Annotated in this window: 2 protein-coding genes; one reads left to right on the plus strand and one right to left on the minus strand. The window is 62.4% G+C overall.

Annotated elements, in window-relative coordinates:
* Positions 1–84: 84 nt before the first annotated feature.
* Positions 85–23,817 carry a hypothetical protein gene (locus tag ACP92_RS05425; protein WP_048348505.1) on the minus strand — a complete coding sequence of 7,911 codons (23,733 nt, stop codon included), beginning with the start codon at positions 23,815–23,817 and terminating at the stop codon, positions 85–87.
* Between ACP92_RS05425 and ACP92_RS24500 the strand changes: the two genes are divergently transcribed.
* Complete coding sequence (locus tag ACP92_RS24500; protein WP_156181727.1) at positions 23,816–24,052, plus strand: hypothetical protein; 237 nt, start codon at positions 23,816–23,818, stop codon at positions 24,050–24,052. The two genes, ACP92_RS05425 and ACP92_RS24500, sit on opposite strands and share 2 nt — an antisense overlap.
* Positions 24,053–24,455 lie beyond the last annotated feature (403 nt).

Consider the following 24,455-nt stretch of genomic DNA (forward strand, 5'->3'; position numbering starts at 1 on the left):
CACGCCAGCGGATAAGCAAGCAGCGATCTTTCCGGGCCGAAGCGCACTGCACTTCGATACCCGGAAAGATCATCCGCCTAAGCCTCAAACACCAAAGATCGTCTGCGTATTGGCCGCATTAAAGGCCACGTTCTGCAGCTGCAGCGTATAGCTCAAGCCACCCCGAACCCCATCCAGATCCACCGTCAAGGTCGTGCTGCGGCCATTGTCGCTGGCCGTGGCGCTGGCGAAGCTGCTGAGGTTGGCCGACGTGATGCTCTGCCCCCACACCTGCACCTTGTCCAGACCCAGCTGGAAGTCGGTCACGGTGGCGGTGAGGTTGCTGCTCTTGCCGAAGGCGCCCAAGGTCAGCGTGCCGGCGCCGGCGCCGGTGGTGACGGTGAAGGGACTGGTGGTTTGGCTCGCCCCCAGCAGCATGCCGTCGTTGCCTTGGCCGCCGATGAGGTTGCCCATCCCCTGTCCCACCCAGTACCAGCCCAGCGAGGCATCCTTGATCACCGAGGTCTGGCCGTTGTGGATGCTGCCTTCGGTCACGTTGGTCACCGTCGCCGTCAGGTCGCGGTACAGCCCCGGCGCGAGCAGGTTGGAGGCGGCCTGCAAAGTGAATTTGCTGGTGGCTGGATCGTCGGTGGTGCTGAGGGTGAAGGTGTCATAACCCAGCAGCTTGCCGCCCAGGCTCACGGTCACCAGATACTTCTGCGGCCCCGTGAGCCCCGGCGTGTTCACGCTGCCGCTGAAGATCAGCCCCTTGTCATAAGTGCCTTCTGTCCCAACACGACCGGGGTCAGTGATGGAGGTGTAGGCGTCACCGCCCAGCAAGATCGCCTTGGCCGTGGACTCTTCCCCATACCCGGCCTTGACCTTCAGGTCGGTCAGCAAGGGCGTCTTGGCGTCGCCCGTGATGTTGACGGTGGTCGCCGTTGACTGCGAGGTGAGGCCCGTGGCCGAGGTGTACTTGCTGACGATGGCGTGATTGCCCGGCGCCAGGCTGTCGCTGATCTTCAGGTTCAGCGTTGCCGTGCCGGTGCCGCCCACGTCGGCGCTCTCCAGCGTCTTGCTGGCCAGCAGCTTGTTGCCCTCGTACAGACCGATCACATCGCCCACCGCGACCCTGGCGCGGTCGTAGCTGACAGCAAAGGTCGGTGTGCTGTTGACATTGGCTGTGGTGGTTTGATAGAGCAGGCGGAGGTTGCCCATGTCATAGCCGCCGGTGAGATCCTTTGATTCGCCGTTGAAGCGAGTGAAGCGATAGATGTCGCTATCGAGCACCGCGAAGCCGCCGTTATTGATGAAGCTCAGGGTATTGCCCGCAATGCTGAATTGCACCTGGTTGCCCTTGACCGAACTGTGCGACTGGTGCGCCATGCTGAACGAGCTGGTGAGGGTCGATGGGGCCGCGACGCTGGTGTAACTGCGATACCTGTCCTCAATGACGCTAGATGAACCGCTGATGCCGGGGCCGCCCCAATCACTGGAGATCGCCTTGAGCGCCGACAGGAAGCTCGTCGGCGTGAATTCCGCCGGCAAGGTCAGGGCCACGCTTTCGCCTTTCTTGAGATTACCTGTGTTGACATCGTTGCCCAGGTCGGTGTTGAGCGTGAGCATGCCGAAACTGATCTGGTTCCCTTCTTCGAGCTTGGTCATCGACAGCGTCGGCGGGGTACGGGTGTCGATGCTGAGGGTCGATTGCACCAAGGCGCTGGCATTGCCCGCCTTGTCAACGAGGACGACATCGAAGCGCCGCGAGGTGGTATCGGTCGAGGTGGTCTTGAAGCGCAGCGCTTCCAGAATCGTCTTGGCTTCGATGCTGGTGATGGCCTCGCCGGACTCCTTGCTAAATTCGATCCGCTTACTGACGGAACCGGGCGAGCTCAATGCGTATTTCAACCGGGAGACACCGCTGATGTCGATGTTGCCGCGTCCGGTTGCGCCCAAGGGGAGGGCGACCGCAGGCAACAAGCTGGCGGTACTCAAGAAGTCTTTGAGCAGCTCACTGGTCCGGCCGGTGTAATCCAGCCTGATCAGGTCGATGTCGGTTGCGGCTGCCACGGCGATGGGCTTGCCGAACAGTCCCGTTCCTGCGGCCACGCTAGCCAGAACGGCAGACTTGGCCGAGCTGGTCTGGACGCCAGCGACGCCGGCGTCCAGGTCCAGCACCGGGGCTACGGTGTCGAGAATGATGCGGGCGGTCGAGACCGGACCCTTGCTGCCGTCAGTGCGGAATACCAGCAGTTCGGCCACACGCTCACCGTCTTTGGCGGCAGGGTTGGACAAGGCCAGTGATTCGACAATGGCCTGGATTTTTGTATCGTTCAGTCCGAGCCCGGTGGTGTCGACAATCCTGAGGGTGCGGGTATCCGCTGTGTATTCGTAGCCCAATCCAGTGATGTTGCCGAGGACCTTGCCAATTTGATAGCGACTGTCGGCATTCAAGTTCAAGGACACATCCAGCTTGAGCTTGTCATTGACCACATCCAGTCCAGCGCCGGAGAGTTTGACCTCCAGACCTCGAACAGTGTTGTAGGGGGCGGCGATCTGGCTGTCGAAGGCCACGCCGTTGACCAGGCTGGCGGCTGACCGCAGATAATTGGTGGAGTTGAACTGCGTCTCCGCCGTATTGGGGTCGAGGTCTAGCCACATGAAAGGGGAAGTGACGGATATGGTGGCGGTGGACGGCAGGCTTTCTCGCCCCGCCCCATCTACCAGGGTGATCGTCATTGTGCGCTCGCCTTCGGTGAAGCCGGGGTTATGCAGGCGGATGCTGCGAATAATCGCGTCTATGCGGGGGACAAAGACTTTATCCTCAATTTCCAGAGTTTTTGTCTGAGCATCGTAACGGAGTTCCAGATTTAGTGATTCTCCGAGTGAAACATTTTGGTCAGTAAAGGATTGATCGAGCGGTCGCTCCTCGTGCAACACCAGTCGGTCCCGAGCAACGTCCAGTCCATCTCCGCCAAAGGTCACTCTGATTATGCTGATGAAATTGCTGATGTTGTCGACGCTCTCGTTCGTAAGGTCAACATCAGTGTCGCGCGCTATAGTTACTCCTCCTCTTGCTAACAATTCTGCGTAGGACTTCACATGCAACTGGCTTGTCTGGACGCCCTTAGTGTTGCGGTCCAGGTCAGCTGCGAGAGGAGCTATCGTAGTCTGCGACCGTCCCGTATTAATCAAACCTAGCCCGGTGCGATCAATCGTGACATTGCCCGCCACATCCGTCTGTTGTAGGTAATAGCGGAAGTCCGGGGAAGCATTGGCGTGTGCGCTGATGATCTCTACACCGCCCAGCAGTCGGCTGTTTGGCGATGACCCATTACCGAGCAATTGCTGAACTTGCAGCTGGTTCGCCGTTGCACTATTCGCGTGCCAGCTTGTCACCCGGTTTGCAGCTTGCGTGCCATAGTCGCCGTGAGCGATGGGCTGCTGGTACCACTCGTCGCTGCCGCTGTCGCGCGAGATGATGAATCCGCCGTTCAGCGGCGCCCAGATATACCAGGTCGCGCCGCCTCGCACCATGCGATAGACCTCTTTGCTGGTGTCGAGCAGAGGTCTTCCCTCGGTGGCGAAATCGCTGCTGAAACGGGGTAGCGCCTTGACTTCGTTGAGCGAGAGCAAGGTGTAGACGCCGTTGGCGTTGCTGTCCCGCCCATCGACCTGGCGCAGGCCGGTGATGCGCAAGATTCCCTTGATGTCAATTTTCCAGGTGCCATCGCTTGCAGCCGTCGTCGTTCCTAGTGTGAATGCGTCGTCGAGGTTCTTGCCGGTCGGGATGATCTTGAGCGAGACGGAGGCATTGGGTTCGGCTCCGCTGCCGCTATAACGGAACGTATCGCTCCCTCCCTGGGGTGTGCGCTGTTGGGAAGGTGTTTGCACCGACAGATAGTTCACCGTCGTATCCAACTTGAAAGTGAACGCGCCGACTTCGTCCAGCCCCCCCCTGTTGTTGCTTACCTTGACGGTTTCCGTCACATTGCCCACCTGATCGGTGACTTTGACCTTGAAGGTTTTGTCGCCGTCGCCGGTCACGTCAATCGTGGCGCTGCTGTCGCTGCGTTCGGTGCTCCATGTCACGCCATTGTCGGCGCTCCATTGCCAGGTCGCGCCAGCCTCGATGCCTTCGACCCTGATCTTGCCATTCTTGGTGATCTTGTCGCTGGAGTCGCGGCCAGTGTCCTCCTCCAAGGACACGGTAGGAGCCGCCGGCTTGGTGGCGTCGAGCGTGAATGTCAGCGTGTCGCTTAGGCTTTCATTGCCTGCCAAATCGATCTGGCGCACCTGGACGGTCTTCTCGCCATCGCTGGTGTCTGGCAGGGAGAAGGCGTTGCCGGTGATGTCGGTCCAGTCGCCTCTGCCGACCTTGAATTGGCGAACCGGAGCGCTTGCATCCAGGCCGCTGTCGATGGTGATGACGGTGTTCTTGCTGTATTTCACGCCGTTTATGGTCTTGAAGCCAGCGTTGGAGAACACGGCCTTGGTCGGATTGGTCTTGTCCAGCGTGAAATTGAGCGCGTCGGCTTCGACAAACACGCCGCTGTTGTTGGTCACCTTGACCTTCTCTGTCGTATTGCCGGCTCGGTCGGTGACCTTGACCTTGAAGGTCTTTTCGCCGTCACCTGTCAAGGCAATCGTGGCGCTGGTGTCGCTGCTGCTGGTGCTCCAGTTCCGGCCGTTGTCGATGGTCCATTGCCAGGTCGCCCCGGCCTCAATGCCTTCGACCTTGACGTTGCCAATGTTGGTGGTCTTGTCGTGGGGGCCGCTGCCAGTGTCATCCTCCAAGGTCACGGTGGGAAGGGCTGGCGGTACGAGGTCGATGCTGAGATTGCGCGTCAGTACAGCCGAGTGCACATTACGCGCTGCATGGACAGATTCCACGCGCAGGTCGGGGTTGACTTGGATAGCGCTCTTTCCATCCCGCAAGGCGGTCTTGTCATCGGTGGTGAGGGTGTAGCTCCAGTCCACCCGGCTGACGCGGGCGTCGCTGGAAGACTGCACGGTAGCGTTGACGCTTCTGCCGTTGGCAAATTGCAGGGTGACCGTGCTGCCTTTGCCCGTGGTGCCGCTGAGGGTGAGGGTGCCGTCGTATTCGTTCTTGTTGATCGTGTCGTCCCCCGCGACGACATTGAGCGTGGGCGCGATCGCGATGCTCAAGACGAGGTCATCGATCTTCTTGAGGGTGTTGCTCTGGCTGCCGTCATCCTCCAGCGCGGCCAGCGCCTGCCTGATCGCAGCGATATTGCCGGAGGTGGCGCCAGCGATGCCCAGGTGGGTGATGTCGTTCTCGGTGAGGATGTTTGCACCCGTGTCTGTGCCTTTGACGGTGTGGGCGATCTTTTGCACCACGCCGATGTAAGTTTCAATCTCTGCCGGCGTATCGACATCGGCAGCGTGGCGGCTATCGATGATGGAGTTCAGTAGACTCACCGCATTGGTCACGACTGCCGGTCTTGTGCTGTCCAGGCCGGTCAGCCCGGTCAGATTCACGCCAATGGCCTCGAAGTCGCTCTGCTTGGCCAGGTTGGTCTCGGTGGTATTGTCGGGCGTGCCATCGGCTTGTGCCAGCACCTTGCCGTAGCTGGCAATGAGCCCGCGCAGCTTGGCCGGCGTATTTACCGCTTTCTCGTTCGGCGTACCCGTCGGTGTGCCGATCACGTTGGCGGTGGCCAGCGCGGCGTTGACGGCGTTGCGGTCCCCGGTGGGGGTGCTGCCGGAGAAGCTGTCGATGCCGATGCGCTCGTAGTCCACTACCGCCGGGGCGTCGCCGGTGTTGGTGTCGGCGTAGCGGATGATCTTGTCGATGGCGGCGATGGCCTCCCAGGCGATTTGCTGGACCGCGCTCATCATGTTGACGTCAGCCGGGCTCTTGGCCTGGAGGGCGCTGAGGATCGCGGCCTTTTTCGAGGCGGTGGGAGAGCCCAGGGCCAGTAGGGTGTACTCGGCATCGGCCAACTCCGCCCCGCTGACGACGGCGTCGCCAGCGTCTTGCGCGGCGAGGTTGACGAGCTTGCCGGCCAGCGTTGCCAGAGCAGCCAGCTGGACCGGGGTGGCGATTGCCTCTGGATTGGCGGCGCGGTCCACCAGATCGTTGAGCAGGCGCAGCTTGGTCGCTGCGTGGGGACGGGTGGCGTCCGCCTGCAATTGGGTCACGAGGTCGGTCGCTAGGCCGACGTTCTTGTAGTCGTCGGCGGATGGTAGCTTGGACGCCTCCGATGTATCGGATACGCCATTGGCCATGACCAGCAGCTTGTTGTAGCTGTCCACAATGGTCTGTATCTTTAGGCGGGTATCGGCCTTTGTGTCATCGATGGCTCTGGTGGCCAGGCTGGAGAGCAGGGCAGTCAGGCCTTGCGGCTTGCTGTCCACGCCGCTCACGCCGATGTCGCGGAAGTCTTGCAGCGTGGGGACCTCGGTGCCGCCGGCGGGCGGGACGATGTCATCGGTGCGGTTCTTGGCAAAGAGGCTGATCTTGTCCAGAGCCCGCTGGGCCTTCAGGCCGATGGTCTTGAGCTTTTCCAGCGTGTTGACCTGATCCTTATCGCGCGAGGGCAGCAGGAAGAGCAGCGCTTCGGCGGCGTTGTCGTTGAGGAGGGTGGTGGTGGTCGGGGTGACCTCCAGTTCCTTCACGCCGAGCTGGTGCCAGTCGGCCAGCGAGATGCTGATGGGAGCCGGCGGCGGGGGGACGTCGGCATCGGCTTGCTGCATGACGCGGGTGACGATCTTGTCCAGATTGAGCGCTGCCAATTTTTCCTGGGTGGAGACGCTCTCGAAGTTGGTCCGTGCATCCAGGGCGTCGTTGAGCAGCTTGATGTGATCTGCCTGGTCGGCCACCGTCAGGCGCAGGGCGGTCAGCTCGGTGTGGGTGAGTGGCGCGCCGGGCTTGGGCGAGCCGTCGGTGGTGACCTCGCTGGCGGTGGGACGGCTGGCGTCAGTCACGACGCCGCTGCCGCTGGCCAGATTGCGCAACTTGGCGGCGGCGGTGGCGATGACTTGCAGCTTCGCCAGGTCCAGCGCGGCCAGGCTGCCCTCGGGGTAATTCTTCAGGGTGCTGTTGATCAGCTCCAGCGTCGAGGGGGTGGCTGGGCCGGCATCGGGCAGGATGTGCTTGACGGCCAGTTTTTCCAGTTGGGCCTGGGTGGGCGGGTTCTCGGGGCCGGCGCTGCTGCTGGTGCGGGCGGCATGGGCGGCGACCTTGTTGGCGATGTCCACCAGTTGCACGATCAGCGCGGGGGTGTTGACGGTGCTCTTGTCATTCGGCTGGGCGTCGATGGACGAGGAGATCAGGGCCAGGCTGGCCTGGGCCTGCTGGATGGCGCGGGCGTCCAGTCCAAGCTGGGCGGGGTTGATCAGCTTGGCTTCGGGGATGCCGATGGCCAGCAGTTCGTCGCGGGTGATGGGGTTGGCGCCCAGGTTGCCTGCGACGCCATCGGCGGCATCGAGGATGTGCTTGTAGGCGTTGACGATCTTTTGCAGTTCGGACTGGCTGCTGACATTGCCGGTCTTGCCCGCCACGCCCAGCGCCCGGACGGCGGCGTTGATGCTGGAGCGGTTGCCCTCGTTGACGCCGTTGACGCCGGTGCCTTCGTAGTTGCGCACGGTGGGCACCAGCACTTCACCCAGGCGACCCAGGTTGGCGTCGTCGTTGGGGGTGTTGGTGGCGTAGTTGCGGATGATCTTGATGTCGCGCGGCAGGGCGTCGATGACGTTTTGTAGTTTGGCGCTGCTGTTGATCCTGTCCACTGTCGAGACACGGATGAGGTCATTGGCGGACGTCAGCTTGTCAGCGGTCAGGCCTGTCACACCCAGGTTCTGATAGTCGGTCAGGGTCAACAATGTGGCCTCAGCCGTATTCTTGCCGATGGCCTTGATGAACTTGTCGGCAGAAGCGCTGATCGTGTTGATTTTGGCGGGCGTGTCCACCTTGTCATTGGAGACGGCGTCAATGGCGGTGGCCAGCAGGCTCAACTGGTTGGGATTGGTGTTGGACGTGACCGATACGCCTATCCTTTCCAGTTCCGCCAGGCTCGGTACCTTGTCGGTGCCGACGGGGTCGGTGCTTAGGCGACTGCCATCGGCGAGGGCCAGGATCTTCAGGTAGGCATCGACGATGCCCTTGATCTCGGGCTGGGTGCCGGCCTGCATCTTGCCCACCTTGTCGGTGGCCAGGGCTGCGTTGACGGCGGCGAGGTTGTTGGTGTTCACACCCGGCACGCCGATGGCCTGGTAGTCCTCGGCGCCAGGAACGCCCTTGGCCGCGCCGGTGTTGTCGCCGGCATAGGTTTCGATTTTGGCCAGGGATTCCACGGCCTTGTTGACCAGGGTCTTCAGATTGGCGATGGATTTGAGATTTTGCCCATCCGTCCCGCTGGTGGCGACGGCGGCGAGGATGGCGACTTGCTGGGGTGCGGTCTTGAGGCTGATGTCCACGCCCAGGATACTGAAGTCGTCGGCGGTGGGCGGGAGCGCACCGGCCTCATTGGCGGCGCTGGCCATGAGCTTGTTGGCGCTGTTGATCAGGTTTTGCAGCAGGTCGAACGTGTTCACGCCGGTCCATCCCTTGTTGTCGATCGCATTGTTGATCAGTGCAAGGGCGGAACCCTGCGGACCGCTAGCGACGGCGCGGCCGAGGTCCAGGCCCAGGGCCTGGTAATTGGCCAGGGTGGGCAGATCGGCGACGAGGGTGTCGTTGGCGCTGTTGGCCATCTGCTTGATCTTGACGACGACATCGGCGGAGGCTTGCAAGTCGGCGTGTTTCTGCACCTTGGTTGTGTCGAGCTTGACCACGACGCTGTCGAGCAGGACCTTGTTCTCGGCAGTGACGCCGGTTACGCCGATGTGGCTGTAGTCCGTCGCGCTGGGGACTTTGCTGATGGTGACGCCGTTGTCGGTCTTCCAGGCCAGGATCTTGTCGTAGGCGTCGATGATGGTCTTGAGCCTGTTGGGGGTATTGGCGAGCGCTTCATCGATGGTGGTGCTGGCCAGGGCGGAATTGACGGCGGCCAGATTGTTGTCGTTCACCAGCGGGGTGCGCTCGGGATTGTCCTTCACCAGGCCGATCTGCGCGTAATCGGTAGCGGTGGGTTCGGCTCCACTGTTGGTCTTGGCGTAGAGCGCGATCTTTGCTTGCGCGGTCCTTGCCAGGTTGGCGGTGGTGATGACGCTGCCCAGATCGGATACGGCAGCCGCATTGGCCTTGGCGGCCAAGGCGCTGAGCACGGCGGCGGCTGCGGGGGCGGCTTCAGGGGCGGTGCTGCCAGCCGGCATCACGCCCAGATTGGCCAGTTTCTCCACGCTGAGCGCACCCGTCACCTCGCTTTGTTCGTAGGCCTTGGGCGCACCAGCCAGGGCGGTGATGGCCTGGGCCGTCTCGAGCAGCGCGAGCAGCTTGGCGGGACCGTTGATGAGGGTGTGATTGCCTTGGCGGTCCAGCGAGGAATGCAGCAGGTTGAGGGCGTCATTGCTGTGACCAGCGGCGACGGTCACGCCGACCTCGGTAAGCAGGGTCTTGAAGCCAGGGCGCGTCAGGTCGGTCAGCGCGGCCGTATCGGGGCGGCCATTGGCGAGGGTGAAGAGGGTGTTCCAGTTATTCGCTAGCTTCTGGATGTCCGCTGCCGTGGCGACCTGGGCGGCGTTGATATTGGTGCTCAAGAGGCTGGCCGCGACGCTGACGGCGTTGTCGGCGAGCACACCACCGGTGACGGTGAGGCCGATGTCCTTGAGGTCGGCCGCGGTGGGGCGGTCGGCATCATTCGGGAAGTTTGCCGGTGCGGGGCTGAGCTTGGCATAGGCCTCCACTTTCTCGAAGGCGCGCATGGCCTTGCTGACCAGGGCTTGCAGTTCCGCAATCGTATCAACCTGGGCGCCATCATTGCTGCTGGCGCGGATGGCGTAGAGGGCGGCGCTGGCGGCCTTGAGGTTGTTGGGGAGGGTCAGGGCGGACTGGCCTCGGTCACCTGCGTGGATACCCAGTTGGGAGAGCTCATCCACGCTCAGATGGTCAGGCTGACCATCCGTGACGGTCGCGGCGGCCTGGTCGATCAGCTTGCCGGACAGAGTAGCCAGCGTGTCCAGCTGGGCCGGGGTGGCTATGGCTGTCGGATTGGCTGCGCGGTCCACCAGATCGTTGAGCAGGCGCAGCTTGGCGGCTGCGGTGGCAGGGTTGGCGTCCGCCTTCAATTGGGTCAAGAGGGCGGTCTCCAGGCCAACGTTCTTGTAGTCGTTGGCGGAGGGCAGATTGCCCGCAGCGGTGTTGCTGTTACCATCGGCTATGCCCAGCAGCTTGGCATAGCTGTTGACGATGTTCTGCACGTCCTGCGGTGTGCCGGCCTGGAGTCGGCCTACCGGGGTCGAGGCTAGGGCGCTGTTGAGCGCGGCGAGGATGACCCTGCCGACTGCCGCCGGTTCTGTGGGCAGGGTGACTGCGATGTTTTCATAGTCTGTCGCGATGGGGGCGCTCAGGGCGCTGTTGCCGGCGTAGTCGCGGATCTTCTGTTGCGCGGCGATGGCGTTCGTCGATAGTGTTTGCAGTTTGTCCAGGGTATCGACCTTGTCCAGCGTGGTGGTCTTTTGCAGCTTGAAGAGGACGGCGGGCAGGTCTTCGTCGGTCAGGCCGGTCACGCCGATGAGGGTCAGGTCTTCCTTGGACGGCGCTTGCGCACCATCGCTGTTGACGTGCGCGATCACCTTGGCGACGACCTTCATCAAGTCGGTGATCTCCTTCGGGGTGTTGACCTTGTCGGTGGCCAGCTTGTCGATGACGCTGTTGAGCAGGCTGAGCTTGGCAGGCTGGTCGGCGAAGCCCTGGGGCAGGTCGATGCCGAGCTTCTTGTAGTCATTGACGGTGACGGTGATTCTGGCTGTGGCATCCGGATTGATGTTGTTGCTCATGCCATCGGCCAGTGCCAGGACCTTGTTGTAGATATCGACGATCTCCTGCACGTCCTTGGCGGTGGCGGTCTGGCTCTCGCCGACCTTGGCGGTGGCCAGGCTGGAAAGGACGGCGAAGCGGCTCTGGCTCATGCCGTCGGTGCGGTCGCCGGTGGCCGTGGCGTGCTGCGCCGAGCCGGTCACGCCCATGGCTTCGAAGTCTGCCTGGGTGGGCAGGGCCGGGAGGCTGTCTTCGGCGCCGACTTCGCCGTTGCTGACGTCCTTGGCGTACTTGACGATCTTGCGGTGGGCGTCGCGGGCGTTCTGGGCGACGCGCTTGAGTTTGGCCAGCGTATCCAGATCGTCCGGGGACTTGAAGCGGATGGCGGCCATGAAGGCGCTTTGAGAGGCGCTGTCCACATCGGCGCTTGCGCCATCGATGCTCAGTCCCAGCTTTGTCCACTCATCGATCTCAATGATGATCGCCGGGGCGTTTGCGTTCGCCTTCAGGTCGGCGTCAGCCTGTCGCATGACGCGGTTGACGAGATCGTCCAGTTTCTGCGCTTGCAGCGCCGTCACGGTGGAGACGGCTGCGAAGCTGGGCAGCCGGTCCAGGGCCTCATTGAGCAGCTTGATGTTGGCGGGGCTGTTGTCCACGGTCAGGCGCAGGGCGGTCAGCTCGTCGTAGGTGAGATGATCGCCGGGCTCGGGTGATCTATCAGTGCTGGTCAGCTGGCGCAGCTTGGCGGCGGCAGTGGCGATGGTTTGCACTTGCTTGAGCTTGAGTTGGCCCAACTGCTCGGCGGGATAGCCTTGCAAGGCGCTGTTGATCAGCGTCAGCGTCCCGGGGGTGGCGCCGTCTTGTTCAAGGATCTGCTTCACGCCCAGTGTTTCCAGATCCGTGCGGGTGGGGGCTTGTGCGCTGGTGGCAGAGGCTGGGGTGGCGGCATGGTCCGCCACCTTCTTGGCTAGCGCCACCAGCACGTCGATCTTGGCGGGGGTATCGACGGTGCTCTTGTTGATGGGCTGGGCGTCCAGGGCGCTGCTGAGCAGGCCCAGGAGGGCCTGGGCGTGTTTTTTCTGGGCGTCAGTCAAGTTGGCGTCGTCTGGGTTGGGCAAGCCAGTTTTGCTCACCCCGATGCGGATCAGTTCGTCGCGGCTGATCGGGGCGCCGGGCAGATTGCCCGGGGTGCCGTCGGCGGCTTCGAGGATGCGCTTGTAGGCATCGACGATGTCCTGCAATTTGCTCTTGCTGCCCACAGCATCGGCATCGGCCAGGGCTTTCACGGCGGCGTTGATCGAGTCCAGATTGGCTGTGGTCACATGGTTGACGCCAGGGCGGGTGTAATTTTCCACGGCTGGCACGACTACCGTTTCGGTGCCGTTCTCCAGCCGGGTGGGCGTGTTGGTGGCGTAATTGCGGATGAGCTTGATGTCCTTCAACAGGCCGTCGATGAGGCCTTGCAGTCTGGTGCTGGTGTTGATGGCGGCCGCCGTGGTGGTGGCCTCGCTGATCAGCGTGCGCACGTTGGTCATCGTGCTCTCGTCCTCGACACCGTTGATGCCCAGGTTCTTCAGATCGTCGAGAGTGATCGACGCAGCGGCAGCGGCATTGCCCGCTCCCGCCAGCACCCTGCCGGCAGAGGCGTGGATTGCTTCGATCTCGGCGGGTGTATCGACCTTGTCCCAGTTGACGGCGTCGAGGGCGGTGGTGAGCAGGTTCAGATGGTGCTCATCGACCGGTGCGTGGCTGAGGTTGACGCCGATCTTCTCCAGTTCAGCCTGGGTGGGCAGGGCGGTTGAGTTGACCGGGTCGGTGTCAGCGCGCTTGCCATTGGCGGCGGCGTGGATCTTGTCGTAGATGTTGGTGATCTCTTGTACTTCCAACCAGCTATCGGCCTTATTGCCCGTGACGAAGGCCGTGGCCAGCACGGCGTTGATGGCGTTGACTTCATCGGCGTCGATCTTGCGCACACCGATCTGCTTGTAGTGGTCCAGGGTGGGGATGTCTGCTGCCTCCGTCGAGTTGCTCTCGGCGTAATTCTGGATCTTTTGCAGGGCGGCGATAGCGTTGCCCCTCAGCTCCCCCAAGGCGTCCACGGACTTGATCTTCTGCCCATTCGGGCCACTGGTGCCGATGGCGTGCAGGATCGCCTGTTGCTGATGCTCGTTGAGATTGCCGATGTCGATGCCCAGCAGCCGCAGGTCGTCCACAGTCGGCACGGCTGCGGTGTCGGGCTGGGCGGCGCTGTCCATGAGCTTATTGACGGTATCAAGCAGGGCTTGCACCTCGGCGACCGTATCGACGTCAGCGGCGCTCTTGCGGTCGATGACGCTGCCCAGCAGGGCGGCGGCGGAACCGTCAGGGTCCCTGTCGCTGGCGGCGTTGCCCATGCTCAGGCCCAGCGCGGCGTAGGCATTGGCGTCGGGTAGGTTGGCGTCGAGCGTATTGGCTGCGCCGTCGGCCATGGTGGTGATCCTGGCGGCGATGGTAGCGGCGGCGCTCAGCTTGGCGTGGTCCTTGATGGCGTCGAGGCTCAGTTTTTCCTTGAGCGCGCTGTCGAGCAGCGGCTTGTTGGCGGCGGTGACCTTGTCCGTTCCCTGGTCCAGGCCCAGGGTGTGGTAGTCGGCCAGGGTCGGCGCGATGCTGGTGCTGGATTGCTTCCAATCGATCACATGTTGATAGGCGTCGATGATGCCCTTGATCAGGGCTGGATCGCCTGCCTTGGCTTGGTCGATGGGCGTGCTCGCCAGCGTGCTGTTGATCGCGCCGAGGTTGTTGACCGTGACCAGGGGGCTGCGGTCGTTCTTGACCAGGCCGATGTTCAGATAGTCGTTGGCATCGGGCGCAGGGCTGGCGGCGTCCTGGGCGTGGGCGGTGATCTTGTTGTGGGATGCAATCGCCGTGCGGACGATGGCCGTGATCTTGGTCATGCTGTCGAGCTCGGCCACGCTGGCCTTCGCGGCGAGGGCGCTGAGTACGGATGCGCCAACACCATCCTCGGCGCCGGCGGGAAGTACGCCCAGCGCCGTCAGTTTTGCCTTGGATAGCTTATTGGCAGACGAGTCCGTCAGATCGGCTGCCGCATAGGCTTTCGGGTGGCCTGCCAAGTCGATGATGGCCTGGGTGGTGTCGAGCAGGGCCAGCAGCTTCTTGGGCGTATTGATGGCGCTGGTGTTGGTGCGCGCGTCCAGTGCATCCAGTGCGGATTGCAGCAGGTTGAGGGCCTGGTCGCTCGTGGCGGCGGGAAGGTCCAGCCCCAGATCGGTCAATAGCGGTTTGAAGTTGGCGCGATCGGCATCAGTGTCGCGGTTGGTCGCGCCATCGGCTAAAGCCAGCAGCGTTTGCCAGTGATTGAGCAAAGTGGTCAGCTTGGGCATCGTGTCGATGCTTGTCTTGGTGATGCTCGCCGTAGCCAGGCTGGCGGCGACGCCGATGGCGTCGTCTTGCTTGACCAGCGCAGGCACGATCAGGCCCATGGCTTTGAAATCGGCTGCCGTGGGGCGGTTTGCGTCGGTGAGGAAGTCGCGGGGTTCGTCCGTCAGTTCAGCGTAAGCGATGATCTTCTTGTAGGCATTGATCGCATCGGTAACGACCTTCTGCAGCTCGCTCTTGCTGTCCACCTCCGCGCCTGTATTAGCGCTGGCGGCGATGGCGTAGAACGCGGCGGGCAGGGCGGCGGCATGCACAAGGGCGTCCAGCGCCGGTGCGGCGGCGTTGCCGGACTGGATGCCCAGGGCGATCAGATCGGCGGGGCTCAGGGTATTGACGATGGTGCCGTCGTCATTGGGGTCGCTATGCGCCAGTGCGATCACCTTGTTCACCAGCCTTCCCAGCGTGTCGATCTTGCTGGGGGTATCGACATCGGTTTTTGCCTTGCTGGAGATGATGGAGTCCAGCAGGGCGCGCACGGCGGTGTCGGTGCCGTTGGTGGTGTCGGTGGTGACGCCGGGGATGTCTGCGCCGATGTCCTTGAAGTGCTGGGCTTGCAGGGCAGGGATGTCAGTGTCGGGGAGGTCGCCGTTGGCGCGATTGAGGATGGCGTCATAAGCCACGACGATCTTCTTGATGAGCTCGGGCGTGTTGGCCCTGTCCTTATCGATGGCGATGGTCTGCAGGGCGGCGTTGACGGGAGCCAGAAGGTCGGCAGTCACCAGCTTCGGGCGAGCCTGGGTCGGGTCTGCAAGGGCGGGGCCGACCAGGCCGATGTTGAAGTAGTCCTCTGTCGTGGGGGTATTGGCAGCCGAACTGTCGGCGTCATTCCTTTCTGCATAGAGGCGGATTTTTCTCTGGGCAGCGTCGGCGTTACCGACCAGCTTTTGCAGCTTGTTGAGGCTATTGACGTCGCTGCCATCGGGACGGCTACCGGCAATGGCGGAGCGGATGGCGGCCCAGTTGATGATCGCATTGTCGGCGTTCTTTTCGACGCCGTTAAATTTCACCTCCAGCTTTTCCAGTAATTTCTGCGTCAGCTCGGTGTCAGTTCTGCCGGCGACGGTGTCCATCAGCGCCTGGATGGCGTCGAGCAGATCGGCCAGCTTGGCCGGGATGGTGATGGGGCGGTTCTCATCGTCCTTGGTCAGTTTGCCGATGGTGCTGGCGTCGATGATCTCGCCCAGAAATGCGATGCCAGCAGTTCCGGCGGCGTCGAGCTTGCTCGGTTCCAGGCCAAGGGCTTCAAAGTCTGCTCTGGTGGGCTTGGGGACGGCAGTCACTGATCCACCATCGGCGGCATTCACCACATGCTGGGCAGCGGTGATGATCTTTTGCAGCAGCACGGCGCTAGCCGCTTTCGCGCCGGTGACGGGGCCGGATTGCAGCGCATCGTTGACTACGGTGAGGTAGTCGTCGCTGATCTCAGGGTTTCCCCGCTTGGGCAATTCCAGGCCGATCGCACGGAAGTCATCCTCGGTCGGAACGGGGCCGCTGTTGGTCTCGGCGTAGAGACGGATCTTTTCCTGGGCGGTGATGGCTGCGGTGGCCAGCGTTTGCAGGTCCGTCAGGCTGGCAATGCCAGTGCCATCGTTAACGGTGGTCTGTACCTTGTGCAGCAGCACGGCGACTTGATTGTCGTTGGTGATGCCGGTCAGGCCCAGGTCGGTCAACTCTTGCAGGCTCAGGCGCAGGTTCGTTGGCACTTCCTCATACTTCTTCGGATGGCTGTCCGGTATTTCTCCGACGGCGGCCAGCTGCATCAGCTTGTCCACGGTGATGGCCAGCTTGTTGAGCTCGGCCACCGTGTCGATCTTCTCGGTGGACAGGGCTTTCACGACGCCGTTCAACAGGCTCAGGGCGTGGGTGCGCTTGGTCTCGGGGGAAGTCTTGGGCAGGGCGATGCCGATCATCGCGTAGTCTGCGTCGGTGGGGGCAGCCGCGCTGCCGCCGTTGGCGTGGGCCAGCACTTTGCCGTAGGCGTCGGCGATGGATTGCAGCTGCTCGATGGTGTTGAGGTCGCTGACCTTGTGGGTGGCGGGAGTATCGTCGCTGCGGGGGACGCCCGTCGTGGTATCGATGGCGTTGCCCTTGAACTGGACGGCGTCGAGGAAGGCCTTGCGGTGGGTCTCATCCTTGATGGTCAGGCCGGCCTTGACGAGATTGCTCCTGCTTAAGTGGGTGTTGAAGGATTTGACCACGTCGCTTGCGTCTTCCTTGGCCAGGCGGATCAGGTCGGCGGCGGTCTTGGCCAGGTCGGTGATCTTGGCGGGGGTGCCGACCTCGTCGTCGGTGCGCAGGCCAACGATGCTGTTGAGCAGGCCCAGCTTGTCGGGATCTGACTGCTGGGTGGTCGGGCTCGTGATCTTGACGATGCCGATGGACGTGTGGCTCAGCGCCACACCGATCTTGACATACTGGTCTGCCTTGAGCGCCGCAGCGAGGGCGGCATTCTCAGCACTGCCGTCGGCGGCCTCCAGGATGGCCAGGTAGGAACGGACCACGTTCTTGATCTTGCTACGGGTGCTCACATCGTCGCGGGTGAGGACGTCAACGGCGGCGTTGATGTAACGCAGGTTGGCGTCGGTGACCAGTGCAGCGCCGCCGGAGTTCACGATGCCGGCATCGCGATAGGTTTGCACCGTGGGAGCCGGCTTGCTGTTGTCGTCGGCGTAGTCGCCGATGGCGATGAGGGACTCATTGAGCTTATTGATGATCGCCTGCAGCTTGGCGACGCTATCGATGTCGGCGGCGGGTTTGCCGCGCAGGGCGTTAAAGATGTCATCAAGGTTGCTGTCTCGCTCCCCGTTTTCATCGATGACGAGTCCGCTTGCGATACCGGTGATTCCCAGTCGCTTGCCCTGCTGCTCCCAGTTCGTGCGCACTTCGTCGGTCAGCGTTGGCGGCAGCGAACCCGCAGGCTGGGCGGCGATGTCCATGAAGAAGGCCACGGCCTCGCCGATTGCGCTGATCTCGGTCACGTCATCGACGTGAGAACGCGGCTTGTACTTGAGCGCATCGTCAAGCAGCTTCAGGCGGGCGGGTTCGGGTGTTCCCATGTTGACGCCGGGGATGGAGATACCCAGCCTGGTGAAATCCTCGGCGCTGGGGTCGGCGTCGGGGGTAGCGTCGGGCACGTTGTTGGTGGTGCCGTTGCTGCCTTCGGCTTCGTTGGCTTCGGCCAGGATGCGCTGGTAGGTGTCGATGAGCGTCTTGAGCTTGCGGGGGGAGCTGATGCTGGCGAATTGCACCGCATCGATGGCGGTCAGCGCGGCATTGGCCAGGGTGGCGTCGGTGACGGACACGCCCACGGCGGCCAGTGCCTTGAGCAGATCATCGGGAGTGGGGCCGAATGGCGCCGCCGTGCCCAGGGTAGTCGTATTACGCGTTCCATCGGCCAGTTCATGGATGGCGCGCAGGACGTCGATTCCTTTCTGGATATTGGCCACATCCTGCGCGGTGGCCTTGGGCATGGCGTCGAGCCAGGCGCGGACATAGTTCAGCAGTGACGCAGGCGTACTGGCATCCAGCCCGGTGAGGCCCAGCGTGGTCAGTTGTTCCACGCTAATGGCTGCGGCGGCGGTGCTGAGGGTGTCATCGGGGTTGGCGTTACCGTCGGCGGCGGCCAGGATGGCTTTGTAGGCGTCGATGAGGGTCAGCAGCTTGGCTGGGGTGTTCACCTTTTCGCCCGTCACGGCCGGGGTGCGCAGGGCGCTGTTGAGTGCTTCGACGGCCTTGGTCGGGGTCTCGGCGTTGTCCAGTTTCTGCGCCAGGTCCAGGCCGACCTGCTTGTAGGTGGTCAACGTGGGCGTGGGGGTGCGGGGGGTATTGTTTGCATAATCGATCAACTGCTGCTGTGCTTGATGGGCCTTGTCGGCCAGGTCTTGCAGCTTGAGCTTGCCATTGGTCGTGCCTGCGACGGCGCTGCCGTCATCGGCGCTGTCGGCCAGGGCCGCCAGCACGGCGTTGAAGGTGAGGTCGTCGAGCCTTTCGATGCCAGCGGCGGTCAGTTCTTGCTTGCTGACAAATTTGTCCTCGAGCTTACCGCGCACCTGCGCCATGACGTGAGCGGCGGTTGTCGCCAGGAGGTCCAGCTTGCTCACCAGCTCCACCCTGGAATTGGGCGAGGCATCCACCAGGCTGTTGAGCACCGCCAGCACAGCGGCCCCGTCGTCACTGCCCTCAAAGACGGTGGGGGCTACGCCCACGTTGGTGTAATCCAGTTTGGTCAGCGAGCTGGCGTTGTCGTCGGCTGCGCTGTTGGCTGCGGCCAGGATGCGTCCGTAGCTGACGACAATCTCCTGTACCTTTTCCGGCGTTTTGGTGTTGTTGCTGTTGACCGGGCCGCTGGCGAGGGCGGAATTGATGCTGGCGATGTTGCTGTCATTGACGTCTTTCACGCCCATGTCGTGGTAGTCGCCGGTTGTCAGGGAACCAGCGTTATTGTCGGCGTAGGCATTGACCTTCAACTGGGCCGTGTGGGCCTTCCTGGCGATCTCTTGCAACTTGAATAGGGTGTCGATCTCAGCGCCGTCGTCACTGCCCAGCCGGATGACGGCAAGGATAGCGCGCTGGCTCTCGTCGTGCAGATTTTGCACGCCCAGCCGCGCCAGCATGTCCTTGAAACCAGTTATCCATGCGTCGGTGGCGGTGTTCTTGGCGGTCTCGTCATCCCAGCCGGCGACGGCGCGCACGGTGTTGGCGGCGTTGGTGAAGGTGTTGAGCTTGTCAACGGTGGCAATGTCGCTCGGCTGCTTGCCCTTCAGGGCGGAATTGAGCAGGGTGAGGGTGTTGGTGTCGGTGGGCTGTTGCGCGCCGACGGTCTCATAGGTGGCGATGGTAGGGCCGGGAACGGCGTCGCTGCTGTTGCCCGGGTGTTTCAACAGGGTCTGCCAGGCTGTGGCGATGATTTGCAGCTTGCCTGGATCGGCTACGTTGTTTCCGGTGATGGCTGTGGTGGCCAGCGAGGAATTGATGGCCTGGGCCTGCTGCTCGTCGGTCATGCCGCGGATACCCAGGTCACGATAATCACTGAGCGTGGGCGTGGGCGCGGTGGTGTTGTCGGCATACGCACGGATCTTGGCCGAGGCGGTAATCGCCTTCTGAATCACGTTGTCCAGTTGTTCACGCGTGGCCACGTCGTTGCCGTCGTTCTGGCTGCCGGCCACGCCCCAGCGCGCTAACTCGATCTGCGCGGCGGTGAGGGGGTGGGCCAGATGCAGCTGGTTCAGTTCTTCGGCCTTGAAACTGGCGGCATTCGTGGCATCGGCGTCTTGTCCTGCCAAGAGGATGACGCGGGCGGCGATGTCGGCGAGCTTCTTCACCTTGTCGACGCGGTCGATCTGGCTGCGGCTGGCGTCGGCGCTGTCAAGCGCGTCGTTGAGCAGTTTGACGGTGTTGTTGACAGCGTTGTTGCGCGTAGCTGGGCTGGCGTTTTCGGCGGCGCTCTTGTCCAGGTCCTGGACGCCGATGTTGCGGTAATCCTCTGCCGTGGGCAGTTCTCTGGCATTGCCTGCCACACCGTCGGCCAGTGCCAGGATGTGGTTATAGGAGCCGACCAGGGTAGCCAGCCTGGGCCAGGAGTTGATCTTTGGACCCTTCACTTCACGCAGGGCGCTGTTGATGGCGGCGAGGTTGCTGGCGTCTACGGCGGTGTCGCCATTGAGAAGCGCGTTCCTGTAGTTGCTGACGAACGGCTCCGTTTGGGCCGGATTTTGCTCATCGATGGGTACTTTACCATTCGCATAATTGATCAGGATGGTCAGCGGACCCACCACGTGCTTGACCAGCGCCTGCACTTCGGCCCAGGTGTCGATCTGGTCGATGACCCTGTCTGCAGCGGGCAGGCTCAGACTACGCAGAGCAGGTGGTACGTTGTTGAGCTGGTCGACCACATCGTTGAGATTGTCTGCGATCACCCCGTCGAATTTCAGGTCTGTGAAATCCGCCACAGTGGGGGCTGCACCCGCAGTCTGTCCAGCCGGCTGGCCGGCGCGTTGCGCGATGCGATTGGCGGCTGCGGCCATGCCATCGAGCTCGGTGATGGGAGCGACCTCGCCGGCCGTCTTCCGATCAATGGCCCCACCCAGAATCTTGGCCCCGGCCTCAGTGAGCGGCGGCTCCACACCCAGCGCGGCATATTCCGCTAGCGTGGGCAGGTCCGCCGTGGCGGTATCGTCCCTCGTATTGGCCAGCTTCAGCACCTTCAGATAGGCGTCGGTGGCGGCCTGGACCTTGGTGATGGAATCGGACTTGTCAGCCGGCAGCTTGCGCAGTGCGCTGTTGATGGCGCTTAGTTGCGCAGCCTGTTCCTGCGCATCCCGCGACAGGTTGAGGATGCCCATGTCGAAGAAGTCCTGGTAGTTCGGCGCGGTCTCTTTGCCCGGATCGCCGTACTCACTGACCTTGCGAAGGGCATCATCGGCCTTGCGGCGCGCTTTGCCGATCTCGGCGGCCAGCGCAGTGCTTTCGTTGACTTGCTCGGCATCGCTCAGGGTGCTGAGATGGTTGACCATGGCCGGCACGTACTCCGGCGGCACCGTCGTACTCGCACCACTGAGCAGTTCGTCGAATTTGCTGACGCCTTCGCCCTTGAGCGCTTTACGGGCGTCGTCCATGGCCTGTTCCAGCGAGGCGCTGGCGCTTTGCACCGCCAGTTGGGCGGTGGCCTTGTCGGTCTGGCGGGCGGCCAGGTTGGCGGCGTCGGCCCTTTCCTCAGCGGTCTTGGCTAGATTGAGCCTGTTCTCAGCCTCGGCGAGCAGCGTGCGGCGCTGGGTCAGCCGGACGGCGTGCTGGATCACTCCAGTGGTATCGACGACAAAGCTCTGGGTGTTGTCGCTGAAGTTGCCAGCCTGGTCGATCTGGCGCACTTGCAGGCGCACCTTGCCATTGCCATCCTTGCTGTCGCCCTTCATCTCCAGGCGGTCGCCGGGTCTGAGGATGGCCCAGATGCCGGTAGGCACCGGCGTGCCGTCGGGGTTGGCGGCATTCTTCACTTTCAGAGAGTTGGGTTTAGTCCCGTTTCCGGTCAGCAGCCGGTAGTGAATCTCCGTGCTTCCTTCCTGCGCGCCGGCCAGAATCAGTTCGGGGTTGCGGGTGTGTGAGATGTCGTCGTTATTGCTGATGCCATTGTCGGCGCCGCCGGCCATGTTCAGTTTCATCTTTGGCGGCTTGGTGGTGTCGAGATTGAACTCCAGCACCGTATTGGCCGTGTTGGCATTGCCCTGGCCGCCAGTGAAGCCATTGCCGATCTGCACCACCCGCGCCTTGATCCAAGTGGGGCCATCCTGTTGCAGCGGGGCGTCCACCGTATAGCTCACGGCACCTCGGCCACCCTGTATCGGGGTGGGAGTGCCCAGCGAAGTGACGGTGTTCCAGACGCCGAAGATGGGTTTGCCGTTGAGGTCGGCCTTGGTCGCGACTGCGAACTGCAGGGCTTCACCGGTTGCATTGAGTGCTTTGGTGAGGGAGACCTTGATCTGCTTGGAGTTGGTCACGCCGTCCTTGTCGCCGTTTTTGGTCGGGTAAGGATGGGTGTCGCCATCGACGTTGTGATAATAGCTGTCTTGGCCCAGTGCGATGGGCTTGTCGTTGACGAAATTGGTCAGGTCGGGCGGTGTGTTCAGATCCACCCGCACATCGCTCTGGCTCTTCCACAGAGAGCCGTTGCTGCGCACGTTATAGCCGTCGGTGACGGTAATGCGGGCGCTGACCGGTACACCTGCATCCATGCGAAAGAGCTCCTCGATATTGGGTTCGCTGGCGTTGAGCACGGCATTGCCCGAAGCGTCGGCGGTCACCTTGGGCAGGGTGACGATGATCTCGGTGCCGTGGATGTCCCTGCCGATGATGGTGACCACTACCTGGGCGAAGGGAGGGACGGGAACCCGCATGCCGCCTTCCATGAAATCGCCCTGGTCGAGCTTGAGGGTATTGAACGACGGCAGTTCCCATTGTCTTTCCTGTCCGGGCAGGCCCTGGTTGATCTCGATGACCGGGTTGGCAATGGCGACGTGGTTCTTGACCAGGTAGTCGGCGACGGTGGTGCCGGTGGGCAGTTTCTGCAGCTTGGCCAGCTTGACGCTGGCTTGCGCGCGCGTGGTCTCCGAGTTGTTCAGGTCGGCCATGGTCTGCTGCAGCGCCTCGCTGAACAGCGCTGCCTGTATCGCGGCGGCGGCCGCCAGCGGTTCGCCTTGGGCGGTGGTGGCCCACTTCAGGGCGCTGCGTGCCTCATCGACGAAGACCAGGGCCTCGGCCAGCTTTTGCAGGACGGCGGCCTGGTTGGGATAGGTCCTGTCATCGAGCAGCACCAGGTTGGCGAGGGCCTTGAGCGCGGCGCCGTAGTTCTGCGCGCCGGCGCTGATGGCGGCGTTGTAGGCCGGGTTGACGACGCCCACGCCCTGGCTGTTGGCGATGTGGGTGGGGACCACCTCGCCGGCGATAGCGTCCACCTTGAAGAACGCACCCACGGCAGCGTTGGCGCTATTGATGCGTTCGGTCGTGACTTCCGGCGCGCCGGCCAGGGTGGTCACGCCGGCGGCCAGACCGGCCTTTTGCACGGCCAGTTCGGTCAGGGCGGTGACGTTGACGGTCTGGTTCACGCCATTGGCCTCCACCAAGGCGCGCAGTGGCGTGGCGCCCAGGTTGGTGATGGTCTGCGTGGCTTCATCGATGTAGTTGTCGGCCACTTCGGGCGTATTGTCGCGCACCACCAGCAGCATCGGGCCCTTGTAGAAGGGACGGGTGAGTACCAGCGCATACTTGCCGTCGACCACTTCGGTGGCCGCGCTCAGGGCATTGCCAGCGTTGTCATAGGCGGTAATGGTGGCGTTGCGGATGGCGCCCAGCACGACCGCACCCTCCAGGTTGGCCTTGGGCGGCTCTACCGAGGCTGCGCCACTGCCGCCGCCGCCCGCCGTTGATGCACCGGCGGCTCCTGCACCGCCGCCGCCGCCACCGCCGCCGGCCGCAGCCAGCACGGCCAGCACACCGGCGGCGATAGGCCATTGCACGCCCCAGCTCTTTTCCTTCTCCGAGCTGATCTCGGCTTCTGCCAGTTGTTTGCGGTTATCCGTGGAGCGGATGGGGGAATAATCGGTGGAGTTGGTGTTGCCGCCGGTGCCGTTGGTCTCGGTGGCGGCGACGGGGTCTTTTTCGTCATCGGGCGAGATGATGGGCTTGTCGCCTTCTTCGTCTTGCTGGCGGGCTTTTTTCTTGCGGGCGTTGTTCTGATTGTAGCGGGTGATTTCCTTGGAGCTGACGGTGAGGTTGGCTTCCGGCGAGACGTTGATGCGTTCGATCTGTTCGAACACCCGCGCCAGCGGCAGCTGTCCATCCGAGAACTGCAGCGCCATATCGGGTGAATTGAGCGCATGCATGGCGCCGCCGCTGATGAGGATCTGGTCGCCATTGGTCAGTACCAGCAGAAGGTCCACGTCCAGTGCGCGCACGTCCTTGATGGACTTGAGTGAGATGGTCTTCAGGAAGGCGGAGGATTCGGACAGTTTCAGGACGGTGGTGGTCATGTTGGATCTCTCAGGAAAAAATAAACGTGAATGGCTGGCGATGGTCTGGTCCGGCACGGCGGTAACAGGGCCGCAGCGGATCCCTCAACAGTCGAAGCACCGCCGTCCGTGGGGGGCGATGGCCAAGGGCCTTGGCCGACAATGCCGGCAAAAGGATGGCGGCAATGCAGGGGCCCGCATCGCTCAGGATTGCAGCCTTCGGAAAGTCGAAAAATTTGTTAGCTGCCAATATTGATGGGCGAAGCCAGGCGAGGTAAGGGGGGCGTGAAAACTTTGGGGAAAAGCAAAAGGATCGCGACTCGCGCGTCGCATTTATTCTGTTATTGAATCGAATATGGAAATAGAAAAAGTTAGATAACTTCTTCGACAAGATTCAATGAAGAATGTAAAGGCCGATGAAACCCGCTCCGGGCAAGGCTTTTAGCGGATGTAAGTATTTTTTTGACACCTTTTGGCGGATAAAAAAATTACCTTCTTTTCTGGAAAAAGAACGATGTTTTTTGATCGGCGTCGAGGGATGCTGTCAGGCAGTGTGCAGCGGGAAGTTGCAGTGCACGAGAAATGAAGAACTATGCAGGCAATAAAAAACCGGCCCCTGCCAAAACAGGAGCCGGTCGCTTGATAAGGTGCGCTATGAG

The organism is Herbaspirillum seropedicae (genome assembly GCF_001040945.1).
GTDB classification, from domain to species: Bacteria; Pseudomonadota; Gammaproteobacteria; order Burkholderiales; family Burkholderiaceae_D; genus Herbaspirillum; species Herbaspirillum seropedicae.